This window comes from Paenibacillus sp. XP01, from assembly GCF_057364885.1.
The window spans coordinates 2846548-2870652 of the sequence record NZ_CP139481.1; the positions used below are offsets into that span (position 1 = coordinate 2846548).

The following is a 24105-nucleotide window of genomic DNA, read 5'->3' on the forward strand; positions in this document are numbered from 1 at the left end:
ATAAGTTTGATGCAAAGGAACCGCGAATATCGCGGTTTCTTTGCGTTTTCACGACTCGAAGCGTGGTCAACAGAAGATACCCAAAGTCAACAGCCTCCACTACCTGCGGTTCCGGGTCTGCTCCTATAATTAGTGAGAAGGAGGAGACAGCATATGCGTTTGAATCACAAACAATGGGTACGTAACATCCCGCTTCATCTCATGATTCTGCCCGGATTGCTCATCATCATTGTATTCGGTTACATTCCGATGGCAGGACTCTCCATTGCCTTTCAAAACTTTTCTCCGATTGCCGGTTTCAAGAACATCAACTGGGTCGGAATGGACAATTTCAAGTACCTGCTCGATTTGCCCGGGTTTTGGCAGGTGGTTTGGAACACCGTGTTTATTTCCCTGATGAAAATCATTTCCGGCCTTGTCGTGCCGGTGCTCGTAGCTCTGCTCTTGAACGAAGTGCGCCGCAGCGGATTCAAGCGGACGATTCAGACCGTCATTTACATGCCTCACTTTTTCTCCTGGGTCATTTTGGCCGGCATCATTGTGGATGTGCTGTCCCCGAGCAGCGGGATCGTGAACATGTTGTTGAAGGCCATCGGCATGGAGCCGATACAGTTTCTGGCAAGCAATGACTGGTTCCCGTACATACTCGTCATCACGGATCAATGGAAAGAGTTCGGATTCGGAACGATCATCTACCTTGCGGCACTGACAAGCATCGACAAATCGTTATACGAAGCAGCCGTCATGGACGGGGCGGGCAGATGGAAGCAAACGTGGCACATTACGCTGCCCGGCATACGCCCAATCATCATTTTGATGGTTACGCTCAGTCTGGGGAACGTGCTTAATGGGGGATTCGACCAAGTATTCAACTTGTACAATCCGCTCGTTTATGAATCCGGAGACATTCTGGACACGATGATCTATCGCATCGGTTTGCAGGATGCGCAGTATTCGGTGTCCACCGCACTCGGACTAATCAAATCGGTGGTATCCTTCGTATTTATCGGACTTGGCTATTACCTTGCATACAGGTTCGCCAATTACCGGATCTTTTAGAAAGGGGGCAGAGCACCATGCACCATACGTCGAGAGCTTATCGTTGGTTTCTGGGATTCAACTATGTCATTCTGACCCTGCTTGCGCTGTTGTGCCTGTTTCCCATCGTAAACATATTGGCCATTTCCTTCAGTTCAAGTGATGCGGTCAAAGCAGGGGGCGTGACGTTTTGGCCGGTCGATTTCACCTTTTCATCGTATCAATACATTTTGGAGAACAAGCAGTTTCTGAATTCGTTCGGAACAAGTTTGCTTCGCGTCGTGCTCGGCGTGGCCATCAATCTGATTTTTACGGTGCTCGTGGCCTATCCGCTCTCCAAGGAGGCTGCCCGTTTTCGTTCGAGAACGGCGTATGCCTGGATCTTTGTATTTACGATGCTGTTCAGCGGCGGCTTGATTCCAGGGTATTTGGTCGTTAAGGAAACAGGGCTGCTGGACTCCATCTGGGCACTTATTCTGCCGGGAGCGGTTCCGATCTTCAACGTGCTGCTCATGCTCAATTTTTTCCGGGGATTGCCGAAGGAATTGGAGGAAGCCTCGTGGATGGATGGCGCAGGCCACTTCCGAACGCTGTGGAGCATATACTTGCCCATCTCGCTTCCAAGCATCGCGACCATTACGCTGTTTGCCATGGTAGGGCATTGGAACGCCTGGTTTGACGGCATGATCTACATGAAAAATCCTGAGCATTATCCGCTCGCCACCTATTTGCAATCCATGCTGCAGCAGGTGACGATGATTCAAACCGATTCGATGACGCTGGAGGATGCCACGCTGCTGAGCCAGGTATCGGACAGGACTACGCAGGCGTCCCAGATTTTCTTATCCGTTATTCCGATTTTGCTCGTGTATCCGTTCTTGCAAAGGTATTTCGTGCATGGACTTGTTGTCGGCAGCGTGAAGGGATAAGATCGGGAAGAGGAGAAGCACAGGAAGGAGCCGATACCCGGCTCCTTTTTGGTCCTTGGAGGGGGGCTCATGAACATATGAGGCATTTTTGGGGGAACTGGCGGAGCCGATCCATCGTGGTAAAGCTGATGATTGCTTTTGTGCTTGTCATGCTGCCGCTGTATGTGATTAGCATGGTGATTACGTACAGCAGCTCCAAACAGATGCAGTCCGAGGTGGAAACGGCACATGAATCCAAACTTCATTTCTACCACAATCATCTGCAATTCGAATTGGAGCGGATGAGCGACCTGATCAACGAATTTTCATTTGACGAACAAATGTCCACATTAAGCACGAGAGCGGCCATTATGAGCGGATACGAAGTAACGGCGAGCTTAAACAACATTCATCAAAAACTGAAACAGATTATGGTCACGAGTCCTTACATCAACGATGTGGTGTATTATGTGCCAGGCCTCCACAAACGAGTCAGCGCGGTTGACGGAATCCGCAGCGTGGAGGATGAAGAATGGAAGGAGCTTTTGGCAACGATGGGCAACTTGAACGGCGAGCTCTCTTCCTGGAATGACGATCTTTACTTTCTCAAAAGCAACCCCTATAACATGAATCATGAGGAAGCGCCCAACTTTATTTTAGGAATACGTTTGTCTGCCGATGAATTCAAGCATAGACTGCAGCAGCTGTCCGATAGTGGCGGAAGCGAGCTTACGTTAAGCTTTGGCCAAGGACGGGACATGTTTATTTCTTCTGCGGATGATGCGATCGACGCTTTGGGAGTCCATTGGCCGGACGAGCTGCCGGTTCAGGATTCACCGCTGGTGACGAGGTCTGCGGCAGGTGACATGCTGCATTATACGCTGTATGATGCGGAGCATTATTTTGCATTAACCTCAAGCATTGCCGAATCGGTGCTCGAAGCCCCGCTTGAACAATACAAACTCTGGTTGTGGGTGACAACCTTGATTTCCATTGTCATTATTATCGCGTTCTCGCTGTCCATCTACAAATCGATTCATAAACCGTTGTCTGCGCTGGTCAAAGGGTTCAGGATGGCGGAGCAGGGACAAACCGACGTGCGCATTCCGCACTCCCGCAGAGATGAATTCGGTTATTTATACTCCCGCTTCAACCATATGATAGAGCGCTTACATGCTTTGATTGAAGAAAATTATGTAGCGCGAATCCGGACAAGCGAGGCCGAGCTGAAGCACCTTCAGTCCCAGATCCAGCCTCATTTTCTGTACAACAGCTTGTTTAGCATCAAACAGATGGCCGAGGTGGAAAACGTGGAGCTCATTCAGGAGTTCACGGATTATTTAGGGCAATACTTCCGTTATATGTCGCGGGATTCGCAAACCGAGGTTTCGTTAAAAGAGGAAATTCAACATGCGCAGATTTACGCAGCGATTCAGAAGATCCGGTTTGGTCCGCGAGTGCAATTGCAAATGGAAGAAATGAATCTCGAATATGGGAAAATCGCGGTCCCCAGGGTTACGATCCAACCTATTGTCGAAAACGTCTTTGAACATGCATTGTCGAAACGCAGCCGTGGCGGCATCTTGAAAATGTCTTACCAAACCTCGCCGGACAAGCTGTCCATCCTCATTGAAGACGACGGGGACGATTTGAGCGAAGTGGCCATGGATCGGCTGCGGCTGTCGCTGCAGCACATCGCGGCGAGGCATGATGAAGGAGAAATAACGGGGTTGCTCAATGTCAATCAACGACTGCGAATCAGGTTTGGACCGGAATACGGGCTGGCAGCCGAGCGCAGTGACCTTGGCGGATTACGCATCATTATAAGCGTTCCATGGAAAGGAGAGGATCATGATGCAGCGAATGCTGATCGTTGATGATGAACCGGTCATATTGGATGGACTTTATGCTTATTTTCAGAAAGCCGAGCTTCAAGATATGGAAATTATTAAAGCGTACTCAGCCCTGGAAGCGATTGAATGGTTAAATACGGTGAAGATCGACCTGGTACTGAGTGACATATGTATGCCAGGCATGGACGGAATGGAGCTGATCGAACAAATCATGGACCGCTGGCCGAGATGCAAAATACTGCTGCTGACCGGCCATAACGAGTTCGACTACGCCCATCAAGCTATTCGCAATCCTTGTGTTGTCGATTATTTGCTCAAGACAGAGGGCATGGCGCAGATCCGTGCCGCCGTGGAGCACGCCCTGCAATTGATCGCTGAAGAGAACGATTTCCGTTACCAGAATGCCTGGTTCCGCAGCAAGCTGCCCCGGGCACTGCCTCAGCTGCAGCGTCAGCTGCTGGTCGACGTCATCAAAAGAACCGGGCGGCAAGACGCTGCGCTGCAGGAGGAGTTCGATGCCGTTCAGCTTCCGTTCAGGTCGGATGAACCAGTCGTCCCCGTGATCATCCGCGTGGAACAGTGGAATACGTATCAAACCCAGACAGACCGCGGTCTAATTCGATATGCGGTAGCCAATGTCGCCGAGGAGCTGCTGATGGATAAATCGGTGGTCAAAGCCGTTGAGCTTGATTACCAATGCATCGTTTGCCTTGTGCAGCCACCGGCGCAGCAGCCCGCTGTGCCAAATGGGCAGATGCTGCGCGAGCGAACCCTGCGTTTCGTCAACGGCACGTTGGAATCGGTGCAGCAATCCTGCGCGGATTGCCTGAAATTGTCCGTTTCCATTATGGTGAGCGAGCAGGAAGTGGAGTGGTCCGAACTTCATCAGGCGATTCTTCAATTAAGGCTTTCCATCCATGAAAGCCCAGGCTTCGGTATGGAGAAGCTGCTTCGTGTCGATGTAGCGCAGCAGTTGAGCCAAACGCAAAACCTGTTGAACCAGCAAGCCGTGACGGCATTGCAGTTGGAACAGACGAGCCAACGGATTGCGAGCGGAGACAGAGAGTGGGCGGCATCGTTTCACAAATGGGTGGATTCGGCCAAAGACGGTATCCAGGATCCGTTCTACCGTTTGAAGGTTTACACGGAAGCGGCGCATCGGCTGCTTGATCTGCTGCATGATTTGGGACTGCATGACTCTGCCTTGCAGGAGATCTCGCTGTCCCGTATGCTGGATTTCAATATAGATACGCCATGGCCGGAGCTGGTGGCCTTCTATGAGTCTGCCTTCGAATGGATCATTTCCAAACGAGTCGATACACGCGTGAATGATCAATCGCAAATTTTGAATACGATTCATCATTATATCCGGCTTCATTTGGAGCACGATCTTTCTTTAACCCGGATTGCCCAAGAGGTTTCGCTTAACCCGTCATATCTTTCCCGTTGGTACAAACGCGTGACAGGAAAGGGGATTTCCGATTACATTCATGAACGGAGAATCGAACGAAGCAAAGAGCTGCTGCTCGGTTCGGCCTGCAAAATGCATGAAATCTCCGCCAAGGTCGGCTTTAGCGACCAGCATTATTTTTACCGTTTTTTCAAAAAAGCCGTCGGCTGCACCCCGCAGGAGTATCGGGACCAAAAAGCATAACGAGAGATAGCAGGCTCAGTCTGAAATGGTCAATCAAAGATACCAGATGTCAACGCTGCCCACTCGAACTGACAGCGCTTTCTTAATACAATGAACACATACCTCGGGAGAGGACACACAAAGGGGGATATGCATGAACAAGTCTTTGAAGAAACTATCGCTATTGACGTTATCCATGCTTCTGGCCACTACGCTTGCTGCCTGTTCATCGGGTGCGGGGTCGGCGGAAAATGAAACGGGACAAAGCGCACCGCAGGATGCCGGCGGACCGCTGACCAAATACGATCCACCCATCAAGCTAACCTCAACGATGAACGAAACGGGAAAAGAATCGCTGGCCGAAGGAGATACGCATACCGACAACATTTGGATCAGGGGCTACAAGGATGAGCTTGGCATCGAGGTGTCCTACGACTGGATCGTGCCGGATGCCAACTATAATGACAAAATGAACGTGACGCTGGCCAGCGGCGATCTGCCTGACGTATTGAAAGTCAGCGCGGTTCAGTTCGAGCAGCTGTACGAAGCGGGCATGCTGGAAGATTTGACGGAAGTGTACGACAAGTATGCATCCGACTTGGTGAAAGAGTTTATGTCTGCGGAGGATGGAGCTGGACTCAAGCCTGTAACCAAAGACGGCAAAATTTACGCCATGGTCAGCTTCCCGGGTTCCCTGGACTCGTCGGACATGATCTGGATTCGCCAGGATTGGCTCAAAAAGGTCGGGCTTGAAGCACCGAAATCGATGCAGGATGTCATCAAAATCGCCGAAGCCTTCACTTTTGAAGATCCGGACGAAAATGGAAAAAACGACACTTACGGCATTGCGCTGAACAAGGATTTGCCGATCAACGGTTTCCTGCTCGGTTACCACGGTTATCTGGAAACCTGGATCAAGGATTCGTCCGGACAGGTCGTTAACGGAACGATTCAGCCGGAAGTCAAGGCAGGTCTGGCCGAGCTGCAAAACCTCTACAAAAAAGGCGTGATCGATCCGGAGTTCGGGGTGAAAGATTTCGCCAAAATGATGGAAGACGTCAACGCGGGCAAAGCCGGCATGTTTTTCCTGCCGCAGTGGGCTCCATTCCAAGTAAGCAGCATGATCAAAAAGGATCAAAACGTCGATTGGATGCCGTATCCGGTACAATCGATCGACGATCAACCGGCAAAAACGCAAAACCATCTAAGCTTGGGCGGCATCTTTGCCGTGCGTAAAGGGTACGAACATCCTGAAGCACTGGTGAAGCTGCTCAACTTCCAGGCTGAAAAAATGTTCGGCGAGTCGGCCGAGAAGGAACGGGCAGCGTACTTGAACGGGCTAACGGGTCTGGGCTTCCATAATGCGACCGTATCCAATCTGCCTGCCAACAAAAACGTCGTAGCCCAGGATGAAGTCGAAAAAGCGATTGAAACGGGCGACACGTCCGGTCTTGGACTGGAAGCGAAGTTGTTCTATGACGACATTATGGATTACCGGAACGGCAATCTCGATAAATGGCATATGGAACGCATTTTTGGACCGGAAAGCTCTCAGGGCGTCATCAAATATTATCGGGATAACGACCTGATCGTCATGAACGAATTCATCTACGCGCCAACAAAAACGATGAATACCAAATCCGCGACGCTGGATAAACTGCGGGCCGAGACGTTCCTGAAAATCATTTACGGCAACTTGTCCATCGATGAGTTCGACAATTTCGTGGCGAACTGGAAAAAGCTCGGCGGGGATCAAATCACGCAGGAAGTGAACGAAGTCATCAATGCGAGCAAATAACAAATGGATCGGGAAAAAGGGGCGCCGCGACTTGCGGAGCCTCCTTTTTTGAAGCTAAGAAAAGAAAGGCCTACTTGTTCGTGGCATGCTGCTTGGAGGGAAGCTTGTCCCCTGGCGTACCTTTGCCGTTATTTTTGTTGCGGCGGGCTTTTTCCTGGTTTTCATTTACTTTTTGCACGAATTCCCGGGTGCTTTCCATGTGCAGGTTCAGCTCCTTTGGCATATTGTATGGCGTAGGTGTAACAGGATTTTAATATAACCTGATCATGTTCATTCTATGAGAAGATCGAACGTTTTCATGTGGAAGAGGGGCAAGCATAGACCCTGGGAAATGGATGGAAACTGGACTTTCATGGACAGGCCGTCTACACTGGATGTACCGAGTTATATAAAAGGGAGTGCCCATAAATACGATGCTGCAAAAATTCGGTTTTACCCAGTACGAAAGCCAGGTCTATGAAGCGATCATGGCTCGCGAAGAACCGCTCGATGCAACAACGATCGTCAACTATTCAAACGTGCCCAAGGCCAAAATTTACGAAGTGCTGAATCGGCTGATCGACAAAGGCGCGGTTCTGACCACGATGCATGGCAAGAAAAAATTGTATATGGCCGTTGATCTGCAATCCATCATCCTTAAACTCAAGACCGATTTCGAGAAGGACCTGGAGGAATTGAAAAGCTATCACGTCAAACGCAGTTTTGACGACGAGCACATTTGGACATTGAAAGACGAAAGCGCCATTGCTTCCCAAATCGAACAGCTCATGATCGAAGCGGAATCATCGATTATTTTTCTCGCTTGGAACGAGCATATGGAAAAGTACAAATCAATGCTGGAACAGAAAGAAGCTCAGGGGCTTCATGTTGAAGTGCTGGCCGTTGGCGGGTTGCAAACGACGCTGGCGAACCGCTATTCCCTGATTCATACCTTGGAAGGGAACAGGCTTGAGCCATTGCAGCTGCTGATCGTGGACGAAACGTATTTACTCTTTGCGGGCATGGAGCATGATGCGTGGAAAGCGATCAAAACGATGTCCAAGCCGATTGTCAAAGCGCTGACCGATTATTTCTATCATGACGTTGCGCTGGCGCAAATCACCAAAAAATACGGGGAACAATTGCTTCAGGATGAAGAAATATCCAAGCTGCTTGCACGTCTCATTTATTGAAAAGTTATTCCGCACAGGAATAGCTTTTTTTAGTTGTTGAAATCCTCCGGATGTTGGGTTACTATCGTAGTTGTAACTTTATAGGGGGAATCGTTTTGAATAAAAAAGTATACGTTCTGGCCATTGCGGCGTTTGTGGTGGGAACCGTTGAACTCATTTTGGGCGGAATTTTGGATTTGATCGCTGAGGATCTTCATATTACGCTGACGCAAGCAGGATACTTCATCTCGATGTTTTCGCTGGTGTATGCAATCTCGGCTCCGATCTTGCTTAACGTAACAGCAAAATACGAGCGTAAAAAGGTCTACATGTGGAGTTTGTTCATGTTTATGATCAGCAATGTGATCTCGGGGCTCAGCCACAGCTTTGGGATGCTCATGTTGGGCAGGGCGCTTGGCGCAGCTACGGGATCGCTTATTTTTGTATTGTCGCTGACAATGGCGGCACGCATCGTCAAACCTGAATACAAAGGGCGTGCAGTAGGGACGATTACGATGGGGGGAAGTGCTTCTCTGATTGTAGGCGTGCCTTTGGGCATATTTATCGGCAATGCGGCGGGGTGGCGCGAAGTGTTTCTGCTTATTGCGGTGCTGACAGGAATAGTTATGGTTGCGGTGGGATTCACGATGGGGAGAATGCAGCCGGTTCCGGCCGTGCCGCTTCGAAAACAGTTCACTGCACTGATGAATCCCAAAATGGCCGCGATCCATCTGACCACCTTGCTGGTGCTCGCCGGGCACTTGACGATGTATGCGTACTTTACGCCGTTTCTACAGGAAACGATCGGTGCGAGTTCAACGATGGTGACGTGGGTTTACGTCATGTTCGGCATTGCAGCCGTTGCCGGCGGCGGCATGGGCGGTGCGCTAAGCGACCGTATTCATCCTGCTAAAGCCATTGTTGGCGTGCTTATTCCTTTTATGGCAAGCATGGCGATTGTGCCGTTTAGCGGAGAGATGCCGCTGATTCTTTGTATGCTGCTCCTCGGCGTATGGGGGGCGTTAAGCTGGACGGTTACGCCTGTGCAGAACAGCTTGATCATCAAATCCGCACCGGCAGAAGCCGAAACACTGATCAGCACCAACTCGGGCATTGCGCATGCAGGCATTGCGCTCGGAACCTTTATCGGCGGCCAGGTGATTGAGCGTTCATCTGTCGTTTATACAGGATGGGTCGGAGCGGTGCTTGTACTGCTTGGCCTGGGAGCTGCATTGTTTGCCATTAGCAGGAAGGAGCATGCTGCCCAGACGGTAGCATGAGTTTAGTAAGGTTAGTACACAAGTTTATCCCATTGTTGGTTCAACCATATGTCTCTGGCTGCTTCGGGCTCCTGATGGTAATTAATGTTTTTAGCTGTGTTTAGAAGCCAAAAGTTGAATCAATGGCGTAATCGAAAAATAATAAAGCGCAGTTCCAACCTATATGGCGGAACTGCGCTTTGCTTTTGTAGTTCAATGCTGAAACCCTACGGATCATTAAGCTTTCAGGCTTTTGCCGTTTGTTGCAATGACTTCTTTGTACCAGTTGAACGATTTCTTCTTGTAACGTTCCAGTGTGCCGGAGCCATCGTCATGACGGTCTACGTAGATGAAGCCGTAGCGTTTTTTCAGCTGCGCCGTCGATGCGCTGACGAGGTCGATGCAGCCCCATGTCGTATAGCCCATGACTTCGACGCCGTCTTCGATCGCTTCGCCGACCTGCACGAGGTGATCGTTCAGGTAGTTGATGCGGTAGTCGTCTTCGACGGTTTTTTCGCCCTTGTCGTTCACGATCAGCTCGTCCACCGCGCCAAGGCCGTTTTCTACGATGAACAGCGGTTTCTGGTATCTGTCCCAGAACGAGTTCAGCACGTAGCGCAGGCCTTGCGGATCAATTTGCCAGCCCCATTCGCTTGCCTGCAGGTGAGGGTTCGGCACGCCGCCAAGCAGGTTGCCTTCGCCTTTGATTTTTTTCGCAGGATCGGCCGTCTCGCAGATGCTCATGTAATAGCTGAAGGAAATGAAATCAACCGTATGTTTCAGCGCTTCCTCGTCCCCTGGCTCGAAATGGATCTGGATGCCGTTTTCACGCAGGTAACGCTTCATGTACCCCGGATATTGGCCGCGAACGTGGATGTCGGCGAAAGCCATGTTTTTGTGGTCAGACTCCATCGCTTGAATGACATCGTCCGGGCTTGGAGTCAGCGGGTAGATCGGCATGCTGAGCACCATGCAGCCGATCTTGAATTCAGGATTGATCTCATGACCGATTTTGACCGTTTTCGCGCTGGCTACCAGCTCGTGGTGGATTGCTTGGTAAAGGTCCTGTTTGCTCAGCTGCTTCTTCGGCGTAGAGATGCCTCCGCTCATGAACGGCGCTTCGAGAATCGAGTTGATCTCGTTGAACGTCAGCCAGTATTTGACCTTGTCCTTGTAACGCTTGAATACCGTCGTTGCATAGTTCACGTAGAAGTCGACCATTTTGCGGTTGACCCAGCCGTCGTACTCGCGGGACAGGTGCAGCGGCGTCTCGTAGTGGGAGATCGTGACCAGCGGCTCGATGCCGTATTTATGGCACTCGTCGAACAGGTCGTCGTAGAATTTCAGGCCTGCTTCGTTCGGCTCGGTCTCGTCGCCTTTAGGGAAAATGCGGGACCAGGCGATGGAAGTACGGAACACTTTGAAGCCCATCTCGGCGAACAGCTTCACGTCTTCTTTATAACGGTTATAGAAATCGATGCCGATCAGCTTCATATTGTCTTCAGTCGGCGTCTCCGTGATCACCGGGTCGCCATCGTGCGCCCCGATGCCGCCTTTTGGCGTGACGTCCTGGATGGACCAGCCTTTACCGTCTTGTTCGTAAGCGCCTTCGAGCTGGTTCGCCGCTACCGCGCCGCCCCACAAAAAGTTTTCGGGAAAGTTGTATGTTTTGTTTTGCGAGTTGCTCATCAATATCTCTCCATTTCGTCATGAAGTCATCTTGGTGCAAATCACTGCACAAAAAAAGCTTAAACGTTGTAACGGGTTCCACGTCAAGTTTTACTTTTACTTTTTTTTTGAGGCATACTTAAGGTATGCTAAGATACGACAAAGTAAGGTGGCAAGAAAGGAGCCGGGATGTCGAAGTTTAACGAAATTATGAAGCGGTCGGGATATTCCAAGGCGACCGTATCCAGAGTCATCAACCATTCGCCTCATGTAAGCGATGAAGCCAGACAGAAGATTACGGAAATCATGAATCAACTCAATTATATTCCTAACCGAAATGCCGTCTCGTTATCCACGGGGCGTACCAAACAGATCGGGATTGTGACTTCCGCCACGGGAGATGTCATTCTTTCATTCATGAATCAATTTGTGGATACGGCTATGGATTACGGTTATCAAACTATTATCTATACTTCCCGCGGGGATAAAGAAATCGAGCTGCAGGCGTTTGAAGATCTGCGCAGCAAAAGGGTGGACGGTATCGTCATCATCGCCTGCGTCAATGATCCGAGAATGCTCAAGAAGTATTGCCAATATGGTCCCATCGTATCCTGGCAGCGCATGGGCAATGACGAGATCACTTCCGTTGCGATGGATCAAGCCGAAGGGTACCGGTTGGCGCTGGAACATCTCGTATCCAGGGGGTACACGCAGATTGCCAATATGTTCGGCAGAGTGGAGAGTCTTAACATTCAGAGCAGACGCAGGGCGTATGAAACATTTATGGAAAGCCGGGGTCTGCCCGTGCGCAAGGACTGGTACCAATATTCCGTATATTCGGCATCGGACGGCGAGCAAGCGCTGCGCCGGCTTCACGAAAGTCGGGAAATGCCCCAGGCGATTCTGTGTTCCAATGATTATGCGGCGATCGGCATTTTGAGCGAGGCTCGCAGAAGGAACATCAAGGTGCCCGAACAACTGGCCATCGTGGGATTCGACGACATCGAGCTGTCCCGGGTGCTTGGCATCACGACGATTCGCAACCCGATCGCAGCTCAAGCAACGAACGCTTTCTACCATTTGTGGGCCGTGCTTGGCGGGCAAAAGCTGACACATGAAAGCCTGAAATACGAACTGATCGAACGCGAAACGAGCTGACATTCAACAATTATTCAAATTTGAAGCATTTCCGGGCGGTTGTGATGCGGTATACTGAACTGGAGTTTCACGATGCTGACTTTTATGGAAGGCCGGCAAGTGAAACTTAAGCATCATGTTACAAGTTACATATTTCACAAACCCCGACCCGGAAAGGTGAGATTGAACGTGTTGAAGACCGTGACAGGCCGTTTCAGAATTGCAGCGTTATTGGAAGGAATCTCTTTTTTACTCTTAGTCGTTGTGGCGATGCCGCTTAAGTATCTGGCCGACGTATCTTCCCCGGTCGCCATTGTGGGCGCGATCCACGGCATTTTGTTCCCATTATACTTGATTGCCCTTGCACATCTGGCTGTCGTTCATCGTTGGAAGGCTTCATACTGGATCATGGGACTGCTTGCGGGCGTGCTTCCGTTTGGCACGTTTGTGTTCGATTCCTATCTCAAAAAAAGAGACTGGAAATAAGGACAGACGGAATTAGTCTCGTTCATATGAAACTAAAAAAACGGAATAAAGGTGACTATATACCCTGATTTGAACGGTGTTAGTCGCCTTTTTTGCGTATAAGGCATCTATATAGGTTGAACTAGATATATACACGATAACGGAGAGGGCAGAAAGAATCTGGAGAAGCGGAGCGTTCTAAAAGCTTTCTGAAAGAAAGCTGCATCGTAAGCATAGGCTGTTCACCAGATTTTCCCCTTAACTAAAGGGATTCAAAAAATCCGGGGATAACAGCGATCGGAAAATGGTTCTGACCACGTAGTGACTCCGTGTAAAAATGATGGGTTCGATTTATTATGTCGAAAATAAAGAAATTGACTTTCCCGGACGTTTGTGCAGGTGCTTGACAGGGGTGTGTTATATTAAGGGAAACGTCGATTGGCGTGCCTATTATGATAATCAATCAAGATCGTTTGTGGGAGGATTCATCGTGTATCAGTACAAGGATCGGGAATACGAAGACGTCCGTTTTGACGGGCAGGATTTGAGATATGGAGAATTGACAGGCTGTGTTTTCATCAAATGCACCTTCATGAATACCTCGCTCGAAGAGATCGAGACGAACGGATGCCGTTTCATCGAGTGCGATTTCAGAGGGGCCGCGCTGAATGGATCGTTCCATACGGAGACTGCTTTTGAGAACTGCTCGTTTGGCGGTGCGAACCTGTTCGTTTCCAAGTTTACCGACTGCAAAATGACCGGCTCCGACTTTTCGGGCGCTCAGTTGGATGGTATTACGTTGGCGGGAGGCGACTGGTCATATACCAATTTCAGACATGCCCGGCTGGGAAAACAAGATTTGCGGGGCATCCGCTTCTATGAAGCCGATTTATCGGATGTTGACCTGGGCAAAGCGGATTTGCGGGATTGCGATTTGACGCGGGTTACGCTAAGCAGGGCCAAACTGACAGGTGCCGACCTTCGCGGCGCGAATCTGGAGGGCATCGACCTGAAATCGCTCGATATCAAAGGCACGCGGATGGATCGGGAACAGGCGGTACTGTTCATGCGTTCCTTTGGCGCGAAGGTCGATTAACGATACTTATCCGAATCCGATGAATGGACATCAACGAAGAAGATGGGAGGCAGCAAATCATGGAACAGGCACGGCAGCTACTTTTTTATCCCTTATACGGAGCGTGCATATTGGAGAGCGTAGAACAGCAAACGGACAAGGTGGGAGAAGGAAATGGAGATCAGGTATTTCATCTCTATTTCCCCAAGCAGGAACTGCGCATGATGATTCCGAAACAGCGGGCACAAGAAAGAGGGATTCGTCCATTGTCCGATGTAGACACCTTGCTGCAGGCGAGAGCCGAATTTTTCGGAAACCATGTCGAGCTGCCTCTTGATGCTTCGAAACGCCGAGAGCATTTGCAAGCGAGAATCGATACAGGGCTCCTGCGAGAATATTTCGGTGTCATTCGCGACCTGTTATGTGCCAAAGTTTACGCGTTGAAACTGAACACCCATGATCGATCAACGATGAATACGGCGCGCGATATGCTGATCAGCGAACTGACTTTGGTATTGAATTTCTCCGCCGAGGATGCCAGTGCTTACCTGAAGCAGGATATCGAGAAGCGGCAGCAGGAAGCAGACTCTTCCGATTATTTTACAGGCTGAATGTTCAGTATATTTAAAGTTTTCGGGTCGTCCCAAAGAAAAAAAGTTTCCCGGTGCAACCCGAAAGGAAGGGATGGGCTTGAAAAGTGGGAGACAAGCCGCCATAGCGGGGAAAGTCGTAGATGGATCGTTACGGATTTCTGCATCAGTCTCCCCCGGGTTACGATCTCATTCAATCTTGTTGGATAATAATTACATTGACATTCGCATGCTTTTCCAAAATAATAAAACGTAATTGAATACTGGTACCTTTAATTCAGTCCAGAGAGGCTGGCAAGGGCAGCGGATTTTTATAATCACGCGTGAAGCGGGCGATTCCAACCAGGGATGCTCTGTGTCTTCGCGCGGGTTATGATGCAAAAAAGAGGCTACTTGTCAGGTGCGCGATCTGATGAGTAGCCTCTTTTTTCTGCTTTTTGGTATCAGGAGACTTTAAGTGGAGGTATTCTGATGAGTAAACAAGATCAAGAGTTTTCATGGCAAGAGGTGCCAAAAACGCAGAGAAACCATTTCTGGAAGACGTTATCCGTCATGCTCGGCTTCACCTTTTTCTCGGCGAGCATGCTGGCTGGAGGGACGCTGGGCGTAAGCTTGACGTTCATGGAATTTATCGGCATCGTGCTTGCGGGCAACCTGGTGCTGGGCATCTATACGGGAGCGCTGGCGCATATCGCCGCCAAAACGGGCTTGTCTACACATTTGCTGGCCAAATATGCGTTTGGGGAAAAAGGATCGTACCTGCCATCGTTCTTGCTCGGCTTTACCCAGGTCGGATGGTTCGGCGTCGGCGTAGCCATGTTTGCGGTCCCGGTCGCCAAAGCGATGGATTGGAACGTTTACCTGCTTATTTTCATTTTTGGTCTTGCCATGACTGCCTCGGCCATCTTCGGCATGAAGTCGCTCGTCATTCTGGGTTATATCGCAGTGCCGGCCATCGCCATTCTTGGCGGATATTCCATGCTGAAAGGCGTGGACACGCTCGGGGGTCTGCAAGGATTGCTTGATTACTCGCCCTCACAGACGCTGACCGCGGCGGCGGCACTGACGATTTGCATCGGATCGTTCATCAGCGGCGGCACGCTGACGCCGGACTTTGCCCGGTTTTCCCGGACGTCCCGGCAAGCGGTAACGGCAACGGTCATCGCGTTCTTCCTGGGTAACTCGCTCATGTTCTTGTTTGGAGCAGTTGGCGCAATGGCGTACAATCTGGCCGACATCTCGGAAGTCATGTTCCTGCAAGGATTGCTCGTTCCGGCGATCATCGTTCTGGGACTGAACATCTGGACGACCAATGACAATGCCTTGTACGCATCGGGGCTGGGCTTTGCCAACATCACCAAAATTTCGAAGAAGTTCTTTGTTATCGTCAACGGGATTGTGGGAACGGTCCTTGCCATGTGGATGTACAACAATTTCGTTGGATTCCTGAATGTGCTCGGCGCCGCAATCCCGTCCATCGGGGCGATCATCGTTGCAGATTACTTCTTCGTGAAACGCAGAAATTACAAGCCGTTTGCCGACATGACGTTCAAAAAGGTAAACTGGATTGCGATGCTGGCTTGGGCCATCGGCGTTGCTTTTGCCCAGCTCGCTCCGGGCATCACGCCATTGAACGCCTTGCTTGGCACAGGGATTGCATACATCGTGTTGATGCTGATTGTTCCTGCGAAAGAATCCATAGAAAAGGGGAAACAAAATGATTATACAGAACGCGAAATTGCGGGGTAAAGAAGGATTGTGGCATATCGTCGTAAGAGACGGAAAATTCGAACAAATTACGCAGACGCTTGAAACTACAACGAATGACGAAGTGATGGACGTAAATGGCGCGCTGGTGCTGCCGCCTTTTATCGAACCGCATATTCACCTGGATACGACGCTGACGGCAGGGGAGCCGGAATGGAACCTTAGCGGAACGCTGTTCGAGGGCATCCAGCGCTGGTCGGAACGCAAGGCATTCCTGACGCATGAAGACGTCAAAACCCGCTCCAAAACGGCACTGAAATGGCAAATGGCACAAGGCATCCAGCATGTCCGCACTCATGTGGACGTGACCGATCCAAGCCTGACCGCCGTGAAAGCGATGCTTGAAGTGAAAGAAGAAATGGCGCCATATATCGACATTCAACTGGTCGCTTTTCCGCAGGAAGGCATTCACTCCTATCCGAACGGCGCGGAATTGCTGGAGGAATCCCTGAAAATGGGCGTCGACGTGGTCGGCGGCATTCCGCACTTCGAATTTACGCGAGAATACGGCGTCGATTCGATGAAGGTTGCGTTTGATCTGGCCGAAAAATACGACCGTCTCATCGACATCCACTGCGATGAAATCGATGACGAGCAATCCCGTTTCGTGGAAGTGGTCGCTAAGGAAGCGTATGAACGTGGGCTGGGCGCACGCACGACGGCGAGCCATACTACGGCGATGGGATCTTACAATGACGCGTATACGTACAAGCTGTTCAGACTGCTGAAGATGGCGGACCTCAACTTCGTTTCCAATCCGCTGGTGAACATTCACTTGCAAGGACGTTTCGATACGTATCCGAAAAGAAGAGGTTTGACTCGCGTCAAAGAACTGCAGGAAGCCGGTTTGAACGTGTGCTTCGGGCATGACGACATCTTCGATCCATGGTATCCGCTCGGTACCGGCAATATGCTGCAAGTGCTGCATATGGGTATCCATGCTTCGCAGCTGCTCGGTTACGATCAGATCGTGAATTCCATGGACCTCATTACGAAGAACAGCGCAAGAACGCTGCATATCGAGGATGTATACGGCATTGAAGAAGGCAAGCCAGCCAACTTTATCGTCCTTGAAGCCGAGAACGAATACGAGGCTATTCGCAAACAAGCCGGCGTGCTCTACTCGTTCAGAGAGGGCCGCAAAATCGCGGAAACGAAACCGCGCGAAACGTCGATCGTCCTGGAAGGCGGTTCCGAGAAGGTTACGTTCAATAAATAACGGGTTTCCCTTTAAAATTGCGAACGAGGTAAGACGAGCAAAACGTGTGTGAACAATAACATCCCCTCACCAAAGCGGCGTATGAGAGATCATGGAGGTCATGACATCATCGCTGCGGAGGAACGGAGGGGATGTTTTTTTCATGATGCAGGCAAAGGAAGGACTGAAAGCATTACCTTACCACTTGACGGTGCCCGTTTGGCGGTCGGACAGCACGCTGAACTCGCCTTCGGCAGGAGAAGCAGAGGCGAGAGCCGAGAAGGAGCTTAGTGCAAACAGTACCGTGAGCAGCAACAGCGTTTTTCTTTTCATAAAAACAACCTCTTTTCTTGTGGAATGATATGACCACCATAATTGTAACAAACAGCCATAAGTTCGGTAAACAATTAAAATTCGCAATCCAGATTTCATGTCAGAACGTATTACAATGGAGCGTGCACGGCATGCTGCCTGCGGTATTCGGTCGGCGTCAGCCCCGTATGTTTCTTGAATTGCCTGGAGAAATAAAACAAATCCCCAAAGCCTAGTTGATCGGCGATCATCGTGATCGTGCTGGAGGAGCCGATGAGCTGCTCTTTGGCTTTATCCATTTTTTTGCGCGTGATGTACTGGATGGGCGGCACGCCAAGCTGCTGTTTGAAAAAGCGAATAAAATAGTTGGGATGCATGCAGGCGATGCCGGCCAAATCCTGAATCGTCATGTTTTCTTCGATGTGGGCATCGATATAAGCCAGAATGGCTGTCATTTTTTCCATGGCAGGCATGTTCAGAACGGAAACGTCGTTCAGGTCAATGTGCTCGATGAAATGCGCCAGAAGTTCGGTCAATTTGCTTTTGGCCATCATGTGGGCGTAAACCTTGCCAGACCGTGAATGGTGCAGGAGGTCGTCGAAGAGTGCGTCTAATCGTTCGGGATCCCGGACGGTGACGACATGCGGGAAGCGAAGCAGCTGGAACAGGTTGATCCCGCCCGCCTTCAGGCTGAAGTGGCACCAGTATTTCAGATAAGGACGGTCGCTAATGGCAGAATACGATTGGGTGATGCCTTCAGGCATAAGAACCAATTGACCAGGAATGGGAGCGTATTCATCATTGCCGATTTTGAGCCAACCCTCGCCTTCACGTATCCAATAAAACTTGCTGTAATCCGGGGTATAATCCAAATCCCGCCATTCGGTACCGCAGCAGTTATAGTCCGCTACGATCAGCTCGGTTTGCAGGTTCGACAACATGTTTGCGAGCAGTGGTTCACGATTCATCGTCCCGCTCCTTTCAGGTTATTATTGTGCATTCAAAAGTTAATCTTCTGCATGTTGATTTTTCGGTCATGCCTCTAAAATACGTTATGAAGAGGATCAGAACATAACAGGAGGCATACAGCAGATGGTAAATCCAAGCGAGTATCTGCAGCAGATCGATTCCGTGATTGCCGCAGGCAAATTCAAGGACAACTGGGCGTCGTTGAGCAAGTTCGAGGTGCCTGAATGGTACAGACGCGCCAAATTCGGCATTTTTATTCACTGGGGCGTGTATTCCGTGCCGGCTTACGACAGCGAATGGTATTCACGCAATATGTATATCGAAGGTTCGAAGGCGCATGAGCACCACTTGGCCACCTATGGTCATCCGCGTGATTTCGGGTACAAGGATTTCATTCCGATGTTCCGGGCGGAAAAGTTCGATGCCCAAGCGTGGGCAAGCCTGTTCAAGCAGGCAGGGGCGCGTTATGTCATGCCCGTAGCCGAGCATCATGACGGATTCCAGATGTATCGCAGCTCCATCTCCCACTATAACACAGTTGAAATGGGGCCCGAACGGGATCTTTTGGGCGAAATGAAGACCGCGTTTGAAGAACAGGGGCTGACTCTCACTGTTTCTTCGCATCGCGCCGAACATTGGTTTTTCATGTCCCATGGCAAAGCATTCGATTCGGACATCAAAGAACCGCTTGCGCGGGGGGACTTCTACTGGCCGGCCATGCCTGAGCCGGATCACCATGACCTGTACGCTTCGCCTCCGGATCAGGAATTTCTTGAGGATTGGCTGATCCGCTGCTGCGAGTTGGTCGACGAGTATCGGCCGAGCGTGTTTTATTTTGATTGGTGGATCCAGCATTCCGCTTTCAAGCCGTATCTGAAAAAATTCGCGGCGTATTACTATAATCGCGGGGAAGAATGGGGCATCCCGGTAGCTGTGAACTACAAGCATGATGCCTTCATGTTCGGCTGCGCGGTACCGGATGTGGAACGGGGGCAGTTTGCCGATCTGAAACCGTATTTCTGGCAGACGGACACAGCGGTAGCCAAAAATTCCTGGTGTCATACCGAGAACAATGACTACAAAACGGCGGGTGAGTTGATTCGCGACCTGGTGGATATCGTCAGCAAAAACGGCAGCTTGCTTCTCAATATCGGGCCAAAGGCTGATGGAAGCATCCCTGACGAGGACCGGGAAATCCTGCTTGCCATTGGCGAATGGCTGCGGGTGAACGGCGAGGCCATCTACGATACGACGTATTGGCGGACGTACGGCGAAGGACCGACCGAGGTCAAGGAGGGACAATTCACCGACGGGGTAACGAAGTCTTTTACAAGCGAAGATATCCGGTTTACGGTCAAAGAAAACGCATTGTATGCCACGGTGCTGTCGTATCCGGAAGACGGCATCGTCACGATCAGATCGCTGGCGGAGAAGGGCCGACATTTTCAGGGGATCATTACCTCGGTACGCGTGCTTGGCCATGACGAACAGCCGGTGTGGGAGCGGGCAGAGGAGGGGCTTCGCGTCGTCGCCAAAAACGTCAAGAGCGATTTGCCTGTCGTCATTAAAATCACGCTGGATTAGGAGTCCGAAGAGGTTGTCCCATAAGTACTTCTATGGCGCTTCATAAGACAGTTCACTTCATGAAAAAATGAGCAAAATGAAAGAAAAGGCGTTGTAGGGAGGTCATCCCTGCACCGCCTCTTCGCGCTTGTGGTTTATTATCGCTGGTCTATTACGCCTTCTTGAGCAGATTGTGGGCGAGCGATAGCCACCCGACCTCAAGGCTCACTTTTTGGAGGTCTCGAGGCAGAAAAAACGTCTGAATCCCCGATTGTATATCAGGTCCTAGCTTTTGAGCACCCGCTTGCGCAGAAATAATACACCAATCACGACTGCTCCCAGTGCCAGAAGGGCATATACGGCATTGGAATACAGGTCCATGTAACCCACGATCTTCTCCCAGGAAGCTCCGACTGCCGAACCCAAATATACGAGAGCCGTATTCCAGATCAGTGAACCAATCGTTGTCAGGACAAGGAAGGGCAGAAAACTCATCCCGGTGCTTCCGGCAGGAACGGAAATGAGGCTGCGAATCAACGGTACGAGACGACCCAGAAAAACGGCCCATGATCCATGCCGATCGAACCAGTCATATGATTTCCGGATATCTTCGGATTTCAGACGTAAAAATTTTCCATATCTCAAGATGAGTGTTTCCAGCCTGTTTACAGATAACATTTTCCCGACTCCATAGAGGCAGATTGCTCCTGCGACCGACCCGGCGGTTGCGGCAGCGATGACTCCGAATACGCTCAGACCCGATTTGGTGGTCATAAACCCGCCCAAGGCAAGAATGACTTCCGAAGGAATGGGGGGAAACAGATTTTCCAATGCGATGAGCAGAAAAACGCCCAGGTAACCATACGCTTCCATGATTTCGGTTATCCACTGTTCCATATCGGCACGCCCCTTAGCTTTTTTAAGAAAAATACTGCTTCACTTTCTGATAAAGGAATTTATCGAACGTTTTATATAGAACAAACAGCGCGATGAAGCATACGCCGTAAACGGCCAACACAACCTGCATAATATACAGGAACAAAATATGTTGGGTAGTCGTCTGATCAATGATGGCTAACAAGAATGCCGCGGCGAACGCAAGCAAAGCGTAACCCATCAAATAATGATGCCCGTGGGTTTCGAAAGGCCGCGTATGTTTGGACATCGACAGAAATTCTTTGACTTTAAACTGGTTAATGGCCTCCTTGGCGGCCTCCTCTTTCGACCTTCCTTGACGCTCCAGATCCGCTGCGAAATCCTCCAGATAATTCTGGAGCTCCAGTTTATCCTCTTTATTTAAAGCAAGCTGGGCAACGTAAGTATGAATATCATTTTGCCTGCGGTATAGACTATTCATCCGAATATGTCTCACATAGTTCGCCAAACTCCACACCAACGCCAACGTGAAAGAGACATAATAGGATAACGTCAGCCAAATTTGGTCCTCAGGATTAAAATGCTCGTCGTAAAAGAACGTAATGCTGCAGATCGCGATCGAGAGCAGCAATATCCACCCGAACCTTATTTCTCCCAAACTGAATGCTTTCCGTAAAAAATTCGCCATTATATTCACCTCCCGGTTTAAATGAACCGATTCACGATCTCGGTCGTAGTTTTCCAGTCCGCAATGAACTTGGCAAGCAATTGCTTGCCATCTTCGGTGACCGAATAATATTTGCGTCGGCCTCCATGGCTTTGATCCCCCCAATATGCTGAAATCGCCCCCTGCTTTTCCAGACGCTTCAAAGAAAGATACAGCGTGGCTTCCTGGATTTCGAATGCTCCCTCCGTTTGTTCTTTGATGGCCTTTGAGATTTCGTAACCGTAATTGTCCTGCCTGACCAAGACAGACAAAATGAGGAGATCGATCGTTCCTTTGAGCATTTCCGCATTCATGGCATTCCCTCCAGATTAATTACTCAATATTATTGAGTACATAATGATCTTAAGATATATTACTTAATAATGCAAGGTACTTAAAGACACTTTTCTTTATGATTTTCCAAAAAAACAATCCATGGGCCGATGTGATTCTTCTGCTAACTTGACAGGTTCTATACAAGGGCAATTTTATTTTTCGGATACCTATTGGACGGCATTGGTTTGACCGATAATGAAAGAGCACATATTTTTTTCACATCAGGAGGAGTCGTCAATGAAAAAAACAGTCATCATGTTAACCGCTGTGGCACTGCTGCTTGCAACCGCCGCGGGCACAGCCTCAGCCAAACCGGGAAACGCTTCTGCTGGAAACGGAAAATCGAATAACGCAGCATCGTCAAAACCAATCAAAGACAATGAAACGCAAGCGAAAGAAACTCAGGGCGGGGAAGTCGAGTCTGCTGTAACGGCCGACAAGGAAGAAGAGAAAGTCGAGGATTCTTCATCCGCGGAGACGGAGAGCACGGATCACGACACAACCGATCAAACCGAGTCCAAGAACAAAGGTCACAAAGGATACAAAGGTTTGCTTAATGCCATTCAGCATACTGAAGACAAACCGGCTGGCGCAGTTCTGGCCAATCTTTTGCTTACCAAATATGAAACTGAGCTGACGGACGAACAAAAAAAGCAATTGGAAGCCATCCTTGAAGAGGGCAAGGCGCTCGAAACGGCAGCGAAAATGCTTGAAGAAAACGGCAGCGTAACTGACGCCGTGTATCTGCAGGAGGAAGCCATTAAAGCCGATTTCAAAAACCTGGATCTGTACAAAACCATGGACAAGCTCACCAAAAAGGCGGGTAAAGCCAGCGGGGTGAAGCTGTATGTGAACGGGGAAGCTTCCAACTCGGAACCTTTTGTCAAAAAAGGCAATACGTATGTTCCATTTCGCGCTATAGCCGAGGCCTTGGATGCCGAAGTGGCATGGAACCCTGAACAACGCTCCATCATCGTTACGAAGGATGGCGTGAGCATTAAACTTGTGGTTGACAGCAAAACGGCAACCGTCAATGGCAAGCAGGTCTCTTTGGATGCTCCAGCCACCGTTACCCAAGGCAGCACTTATGTACCGATACGTTTTATAAGCGAGGCATTGGACGCGACCGTCAAATGGGAAGAGGAAAGCAAAACCGTTGTTGTCTATGAAGAGGTAAAGTAACCAAGAACAGTCGCTTAGGAAGAGGATGTTCCAAAGTTTACTTTGGAGACACCCTCTTTTTTATTATTTTGCACAATGACGCAAGATGCGCCGAAAGTTCGATAAAGGAGTGACATGAAAAATCATCAAAAAGGTTTATTTTCTATTTTTTTCAAAAAAAGGACTTGTGCAACTCCGATGTTGAATCTATAATAACCATAAAATCCCAAGTATCTTCAAACCGAAAACGTATGCTTCCATTTACCTCAGGTCCTTCCTTACCGTCAACCGGACAAGCATCCTCTCTGTGTAAAATTGTTGCAATACCCCTAATACACCCTTGATTTGCAACTCTCCCGACACGCCAACACCAAGAAAACCTCCCTGTTAGACAAGCTGCATGGATTTCGCGGATTTCCGTTTGCCTATTAAATTCTAACGAAAAACCTCAGACCTTTCGCCATCGTGATTTTGAACGACTTACACTGCTGAACCGAATCCTGTTTTCACAGCGGTACATGGATCGACACTTCTATCGCAAAGGGGGTGGTGCCAGATGTAATCGACAATCGTAAGGGCTTCAATGTTGTAACCATGCTGAAAAGCACGTGCTATTCGCCAAATTAAAAAACCGGGTAAAGG

The 24105-nt window shown here is 49.7% G+C and carries 22 protein-coding genes and 1 pseudogene; 15 read left to right on the forward strand and 8 right to left on the reverse strand.

Annotated elements, in window-relative coordinates; all coding sequences use genetic code 11:
• Positions 1-153 precede the first annotated feature (153 nt).
• The 5 genes from SNR34_RS13185 to SNR34_RS13205 all read left to right on the forward strand — a co-directional run bounded on the left by SNR34_RS13185 (position 154) and on the right by SNR34_RS13205 (position 7230).
• Positions 154-1059, forward strand: coding sequence for an ABC transporter permease (locus tag SNR34_RS13185; protein WP_236416787.1), 906 nt, complete (start codon positions 154-156; stop codon positions 1057-1059).
• Positions 1060-1076: 17 nt separating this feature from the next.
• On the forward strand, positions 1077-1967 hold the full coding sequence (locus SNR34_RS13190; RefSeq protein ID WP_339277904.1) for a carbohydrate ABC transporter permease: 891 nt from the start codon (positions 1077-1079) through the stop codon (positions 1965-1967).
• A 77-nt stretch (positions 1968-2044) separates the two neighbouring features.
• The gene (locus SNR34_RS13195; protein ID WP_486182082.1) at positions 2045-3823 is read left to right on the forward strand and encodes a sensor histidine kinase; all 1779 of its coding nucleotides are present in this window, start codon (positions 2045-2047) and stop codon (positions 3821-3823) included.
• A complete protein-coding gene (locus tag SNR34_RS13200) occupies positions 3798-5453 on the forward strand; it encodes a response regulator transcription factor (protein WP_486182083.1) in 1656 nt (551 codons plus the stop codon). Before SNR34_RS13195 ends, SNR34_RS13200 begins: the two co-directional genes overlap by 26 nt.
• Before the next feature lie 133 nt (positions 5454-5586).
• The gene (locus tag SNR34_RS13205) at positions 5587-7230 is read left to right on the forward strand and encodes an extracellular solute-binding protein (protein ID WP_486182084.1); all 1644 of its coding nucleotides are present in this window, start codon (positions 5587-5589) and stop codon (positions 7228-7230) included.
• A gap of 70 nt (positions 7231-7300) precedes the next feature.
• Here the strand turns inward: SNR34_RS13205 and SNR34_RS13210 are convergent, their stop codons facing one another.
• Positions 7301-7429, reverse strand: coding sequence for a DUF4023 family protein (locus SNR34_RS13210; protein WP_236416793.1), 129 nt, complete (start codon positions 7427-7429; stop codon positions 7301-7303).
• Between the two features lie 214 nt (positions 7430-7643).
• On the opposite strand from SNR34_RS13210, the gene SNR34_RS13215 reads away from it, so the two are divergent.
• Positions 7644-8402 (forward strand): TrmB family transcriptional regulator, encoded by a 759-nt coding sequence (locus SNR34_RS13215; RefSeq protein ID WP_486182085.1) that lies wholly within the window; start codon positions 7644-7646, stop codon positions 8400-8402.
• Between the two features lie 95 nt (positions 8403-8497).
• Positions 8498-9661 (forward strand): MFS transporter, encoded by a 1164-nt coding sequence (locus SNR34_RS13220; protein ID WP_343260860.1) that lies wholly within the window; start codon positions 8498-8500, stop codon positions 9659-9661.
• Between the two features lie 216 nt (positions 9662-9877).
• Here SNR34_RS13220 and SNR34_RS13225 read toward each other — a convergent pair whose 3' ends face one another.
• The gene (locus SNR34_RS13225) at positions 9878-11329 is read right to left on the reverse strand and encodes a glycoside hydrolase family 1 protein (RefSeq protein ID WP_236416801.1); all 1452 of its coding nucleotides are present in this window, start codon (positions 11327-11329) and stop codon (positions 9878-9880) included.
• Between the two features lie 168 nt (positions 11330-11497).
• On the opposite strand from SNR34_RS13225, the gene SNR34_RS13230 reads away from it, so the two are divergent.
• The 6 genes from SNR34_RS13230 (at position 11498) to SNR34_RS13255 (ending at position 17561) form a co-directional block, all read left to right on the forward strand.
• The gene (locus tag SNR34_RS13230; protein WP_339277910.1) at positions 11498-12466 is read left to right on the forward strand and encodes a LacI family DNA-binding transcriptional regulator; all 969 of its coding nucleotides are present in this window, start codon (positions 11498-11500) and stop codon (positions 12464-12466) included.
• 168 nt (positions 12467-12634) lie between these two features.
• On the forward strand, positions 12635-12931 hold the full coding sequence (locus tag SNR34_RS13235; protein ID WP_486182086.1) for a DUF3817 domain-containing protein: 297 nt from the start codon (positions 12635-12637) through the stop codon (positions 12929-12931).
• 469 nt (positions 12932-13400) lie between these two features.
• Positions 13401-14006, forward strand: coding sequence for a pentapeptide repeat-containing protein (locus tag SNR34_RS13240; protein ID WP_236416804.1), 606 nt, complete (start codon positions 13401-13403; stop codon positions 14004-14006).
• 59 nt (positions 14007-14065) lie between these two features.
• Entirely contained in the window at positions 14066-14596 is a 531-nt protein-coding gene (locus tag SNR34_RS13245) for a hypothetical protein (protein WP_236416805.1), read from the forward strand.
• A 450-nt stretch (positions 14597-15046) separates the two neighbouring features.
• Positions 15047-16324, forward strand: a complete 1278-nt coding sequence (gene codB, locus SNR34_RS13250) for a cytosine permease (protein WP_486182087.1) — start codon at positions 15047-15049, stop codon at positions 16322-16324.
• Positions 16293-17561, forward strand: a complete 1269-nt coding sequence (locus tag SNR34_RS13255; RefSeq protein WP_236416807.1) for a cytosine deaminase — start codon at positions 16293-16295, stop codon at positions 17559-17561. The genes codB and SNR34_RS13255 overlap by 32 nt, the downstream gene beginning before the upstream one ends.
• Positions 17562-17738: 177 nt before the next feature.
• Here the strand turns inward: SNR34_RS13255 and SNR34_RS13260 are convergent, their stop codons facing one another.
• Together SNR34_RS13260 and SNR34_RS13265 are read right to left on the reverse strand one after the other, a co-directional pair.
• A complete protein-coding gene (locus tag SNR34_RS13260) occupies positions 17739-17873 on the reverse strand; it encodes a hypothetical protein (protein WP_290371458.1) in 135 nt (44 codons plus the stop codon).
• A gap of 110 nt (positions 17874-17983) precedes the next feature.
• The gene (locus SNR34_RS13265) at positions 17984-18820 is read right to left on the reverse strand and encodes a helix-turn-helix domain-containing protein (protein ID WP_486182088.1); all 837 of its coding nucleotides are present in this window, start codon (positions 18818-18820) and stop codon (positions 17984-17986) included.
• A gap of 124 nt (positions 18821-18944) precedes the next feature.
• Here SNR34_RS13265 and SNR34_RS13270 point away from each other — a divergent pair, with 124 nt between their 5' ends.
• Complete coding sequence (locus tag SNR34_RS13270; protein ID WP_486182089.1) at positions 18945-20405, forward strand: alpha-L-fucosidase; 1461 nt, start codon at positions 18945-18947, stop codon at positions 20403-20405.
• Positions 20406-20556: 151 nt separating this feature from the next.
• Here the strand turns inward: SNR34_RS13270 and SNR34_RS13275 are convergent.
• From SNR34_RS13275 to SNR34_RS13290, 4 genes and pseudogenes are all read right to left on the reverse strand, one after another.
• A pseudogene (locus SNR34_RS13275) lies at positions 20557-20657 on the reverse strand (transposase); the annotation flags it as partial.
• Positions 20658-20669: 12 nt separating this feature from the next.
• Positions 20670-21281: a DedA family protein gene (locus SNR34_RS13280; protein ID WP_486182090.1), complete on the reverse strand. Its 612-nt coding sequence runs from the start codon at positions 21279-21281 to the stop codon at positions 20670-20672.
• Between the two features lie 22 nt (positions 21282-21303).
• The gene (locus SNR34_RS13285) at positions 21304-21948 is read right to left on the reverse strand and encodes a hypothetical protein (protein ID WP_486182091.1); all 645 of its coding nucleotides are present in this window, start codon (positions 21946-21948) and stop codon (positions 21304-21306) included.
• Positions 21949-21965: 17 nt separating this feature from the next.
• Positions 21966-22280, reverse strand: coding sequence for a PadR family transcriptional regulator (locus SNR34_RS13290; protein ID WP_236416816.1), 315 nt, complete (start codon positions 22278-22280; stop codon positions 21966-21968).
• 259 nt (positions 22281-22539) lie between these two features.
• On the opposite strand from SNR34_RS13290, the gene SNR34_RS13295 reads away from it, so the two are divergent.
• Positions 22540-23484, forward strand: coding sequence for a copper amine oxidase N-terminal domain-containing protein (locus tag SNR34_RS13295; RefSeq protein WP_486182092.1), 945 nt, complete (start codon positions 22540-22542; stop codon positions 23482-23484).
• Positions 23485-24105 lie beyond the last annotated feature (621 nt).

What these genes read in the sequence shown, in the direction of transcription:
- SNR34_RS13270 (WP_486182089.1), top strand. Translation starts at nt 18,945, where the DNA reads ATGGTAAATCCAAGCGAGTATCTGCAGCAGATCGATTCCGTGATTGCC.
- SNR34_RS13185 (WP_236416787.1), top strand. Translation starts at nt 154, where the DNA reads ATGCGTTTGAATCACAAACAATGGGTACGTAACATCCCGCTTCATCTC.
- SNR34_RS13285 (WP_486182091.1), bottom strand. Translation starts at nt 21,948, where the DNA reads ATGGCGAATTTTTTACGGAAAGCATTCAGTTTGGGAGAAATAAGGTTC.
- SNR34_RS13295 (WP_486182092.1), top strand. Translation starts at nt 22,540, where the DNA reads ATGAAAAAAACAGTCATCATGTTAACCGCTGTGGCACTGCTGCTTGCA.
- SNR34_RS13260 (WP_290371458.1), bottom strand. Translation starts at nt 17,873, where the DNA reads ATGAAAAGAAAAACGCTGTTGCTGCTCACGGTACTGTTTGCACTAAGC.
- SNR34_RS13265 (WP_486182088.1), bottom strand. Translation starts at nt 18,820, where the DNA reads ATGAATCGTGAACCACTGCTCGCAAACATGTTGTCGAACCTGCAAACC.
- SNR34_RS13230 (WP_339277910.1), top strand. Translation starts at nt 11,498, where the DNA reads ATGTCGAAGTTTAACGAAATTATGAAGCGGTCGGGATATTCCAAGGCG.
- SNR34_RS13200 (WP_486182083.1), top strand. Translation starts at nt 3,798, where the DNA reads ATGATGCAGCGAATGCTGATCGTTGATGATGAACCGGTCATATTGGAT.
- SNR34_RS13190 (WP_339277904.1), top strand. Translation starts at nt 1,077, where the DNA reads ATGCACCATACGTCGAGAGCTTATCGTTGGTTTCTGGGATTCAACTAT.
- SNR34_RS13195 (WP_486182082.1), top strand. Translation starts at nt 2,045, where the DNA reads ATGAGGCATTTTTGGGGGAACTGGCGGAGCCGATCCATCGTGGTAAAG.
- SNR34_RS13290 (WP_236416816.1), bottom strand. Translation starts at nt 22,280, where the DNA reads ATGAATGCGGAAATGCTCAAAGGAACGATCGATCTCCTCATTTTGTCT.
- codB (WP_486182087.1), top strand. Translation starts at nt 15,047, where the DNA reads ATGAGTAAACAAGATCAAGAGTTTTCATGGCAAGAGGTGCCAAAAACG.
- SNR34_RS13255 (WP_236416807.1), top strand. Translation starts at nt 16,293, where the DNA reads ATGATTATACAGAACGCGAAATTGCGGGGTAAAGAAGGATTGTGGCAT.
- SNR34_RS13215 (WP_486182085.1), top strand. Translation starts at nt 7,644, where the DNA reads ATGCTGCAAAAATTCGGTTTTACCCAGTACGAAAGCCAGGTCTATGAA.
- SNR34_RS13245 (WP_236416805.1), top strand. Translation starts at nt 14,066, where the DNA reads ATGGAACAGGCACGGCAGCTACTTTTTTATCCCTTATACGGAGCGTGC.
- SNR34_RS13205 (WP_486182084.1), top strand. Translation starts at nt 5,587, where the DNA reads ATGAACAAGTCTTTGAAGAAACTATCGCTATTGACGTTATCCATGCTT.
- SNR34_RS13210 (WP_236416793.1), bottom strand. Translation starts at nt 7,429, where the DNA reads ATGGAAAGCACCCGGGAATTCGTGCAAAAAGTAAATGAAAACCAGGAA.
- SNR34_RS13280 (WP_486182090.1), bottom strand. Translation starts at nt 21,281, where the DNA reads ATGGAACAGTGGATAACCGAAATCATGGAAGCGTATGGTTACCTGGGC.
- SNR34_RS13225 (WP_236416801.1), bottom strand. Translation starts at nt 11,329, where the DNA reads ATGAGCAACTCGCAAAACAAAACATACAACTTTCCCGAAAACTTTTTG.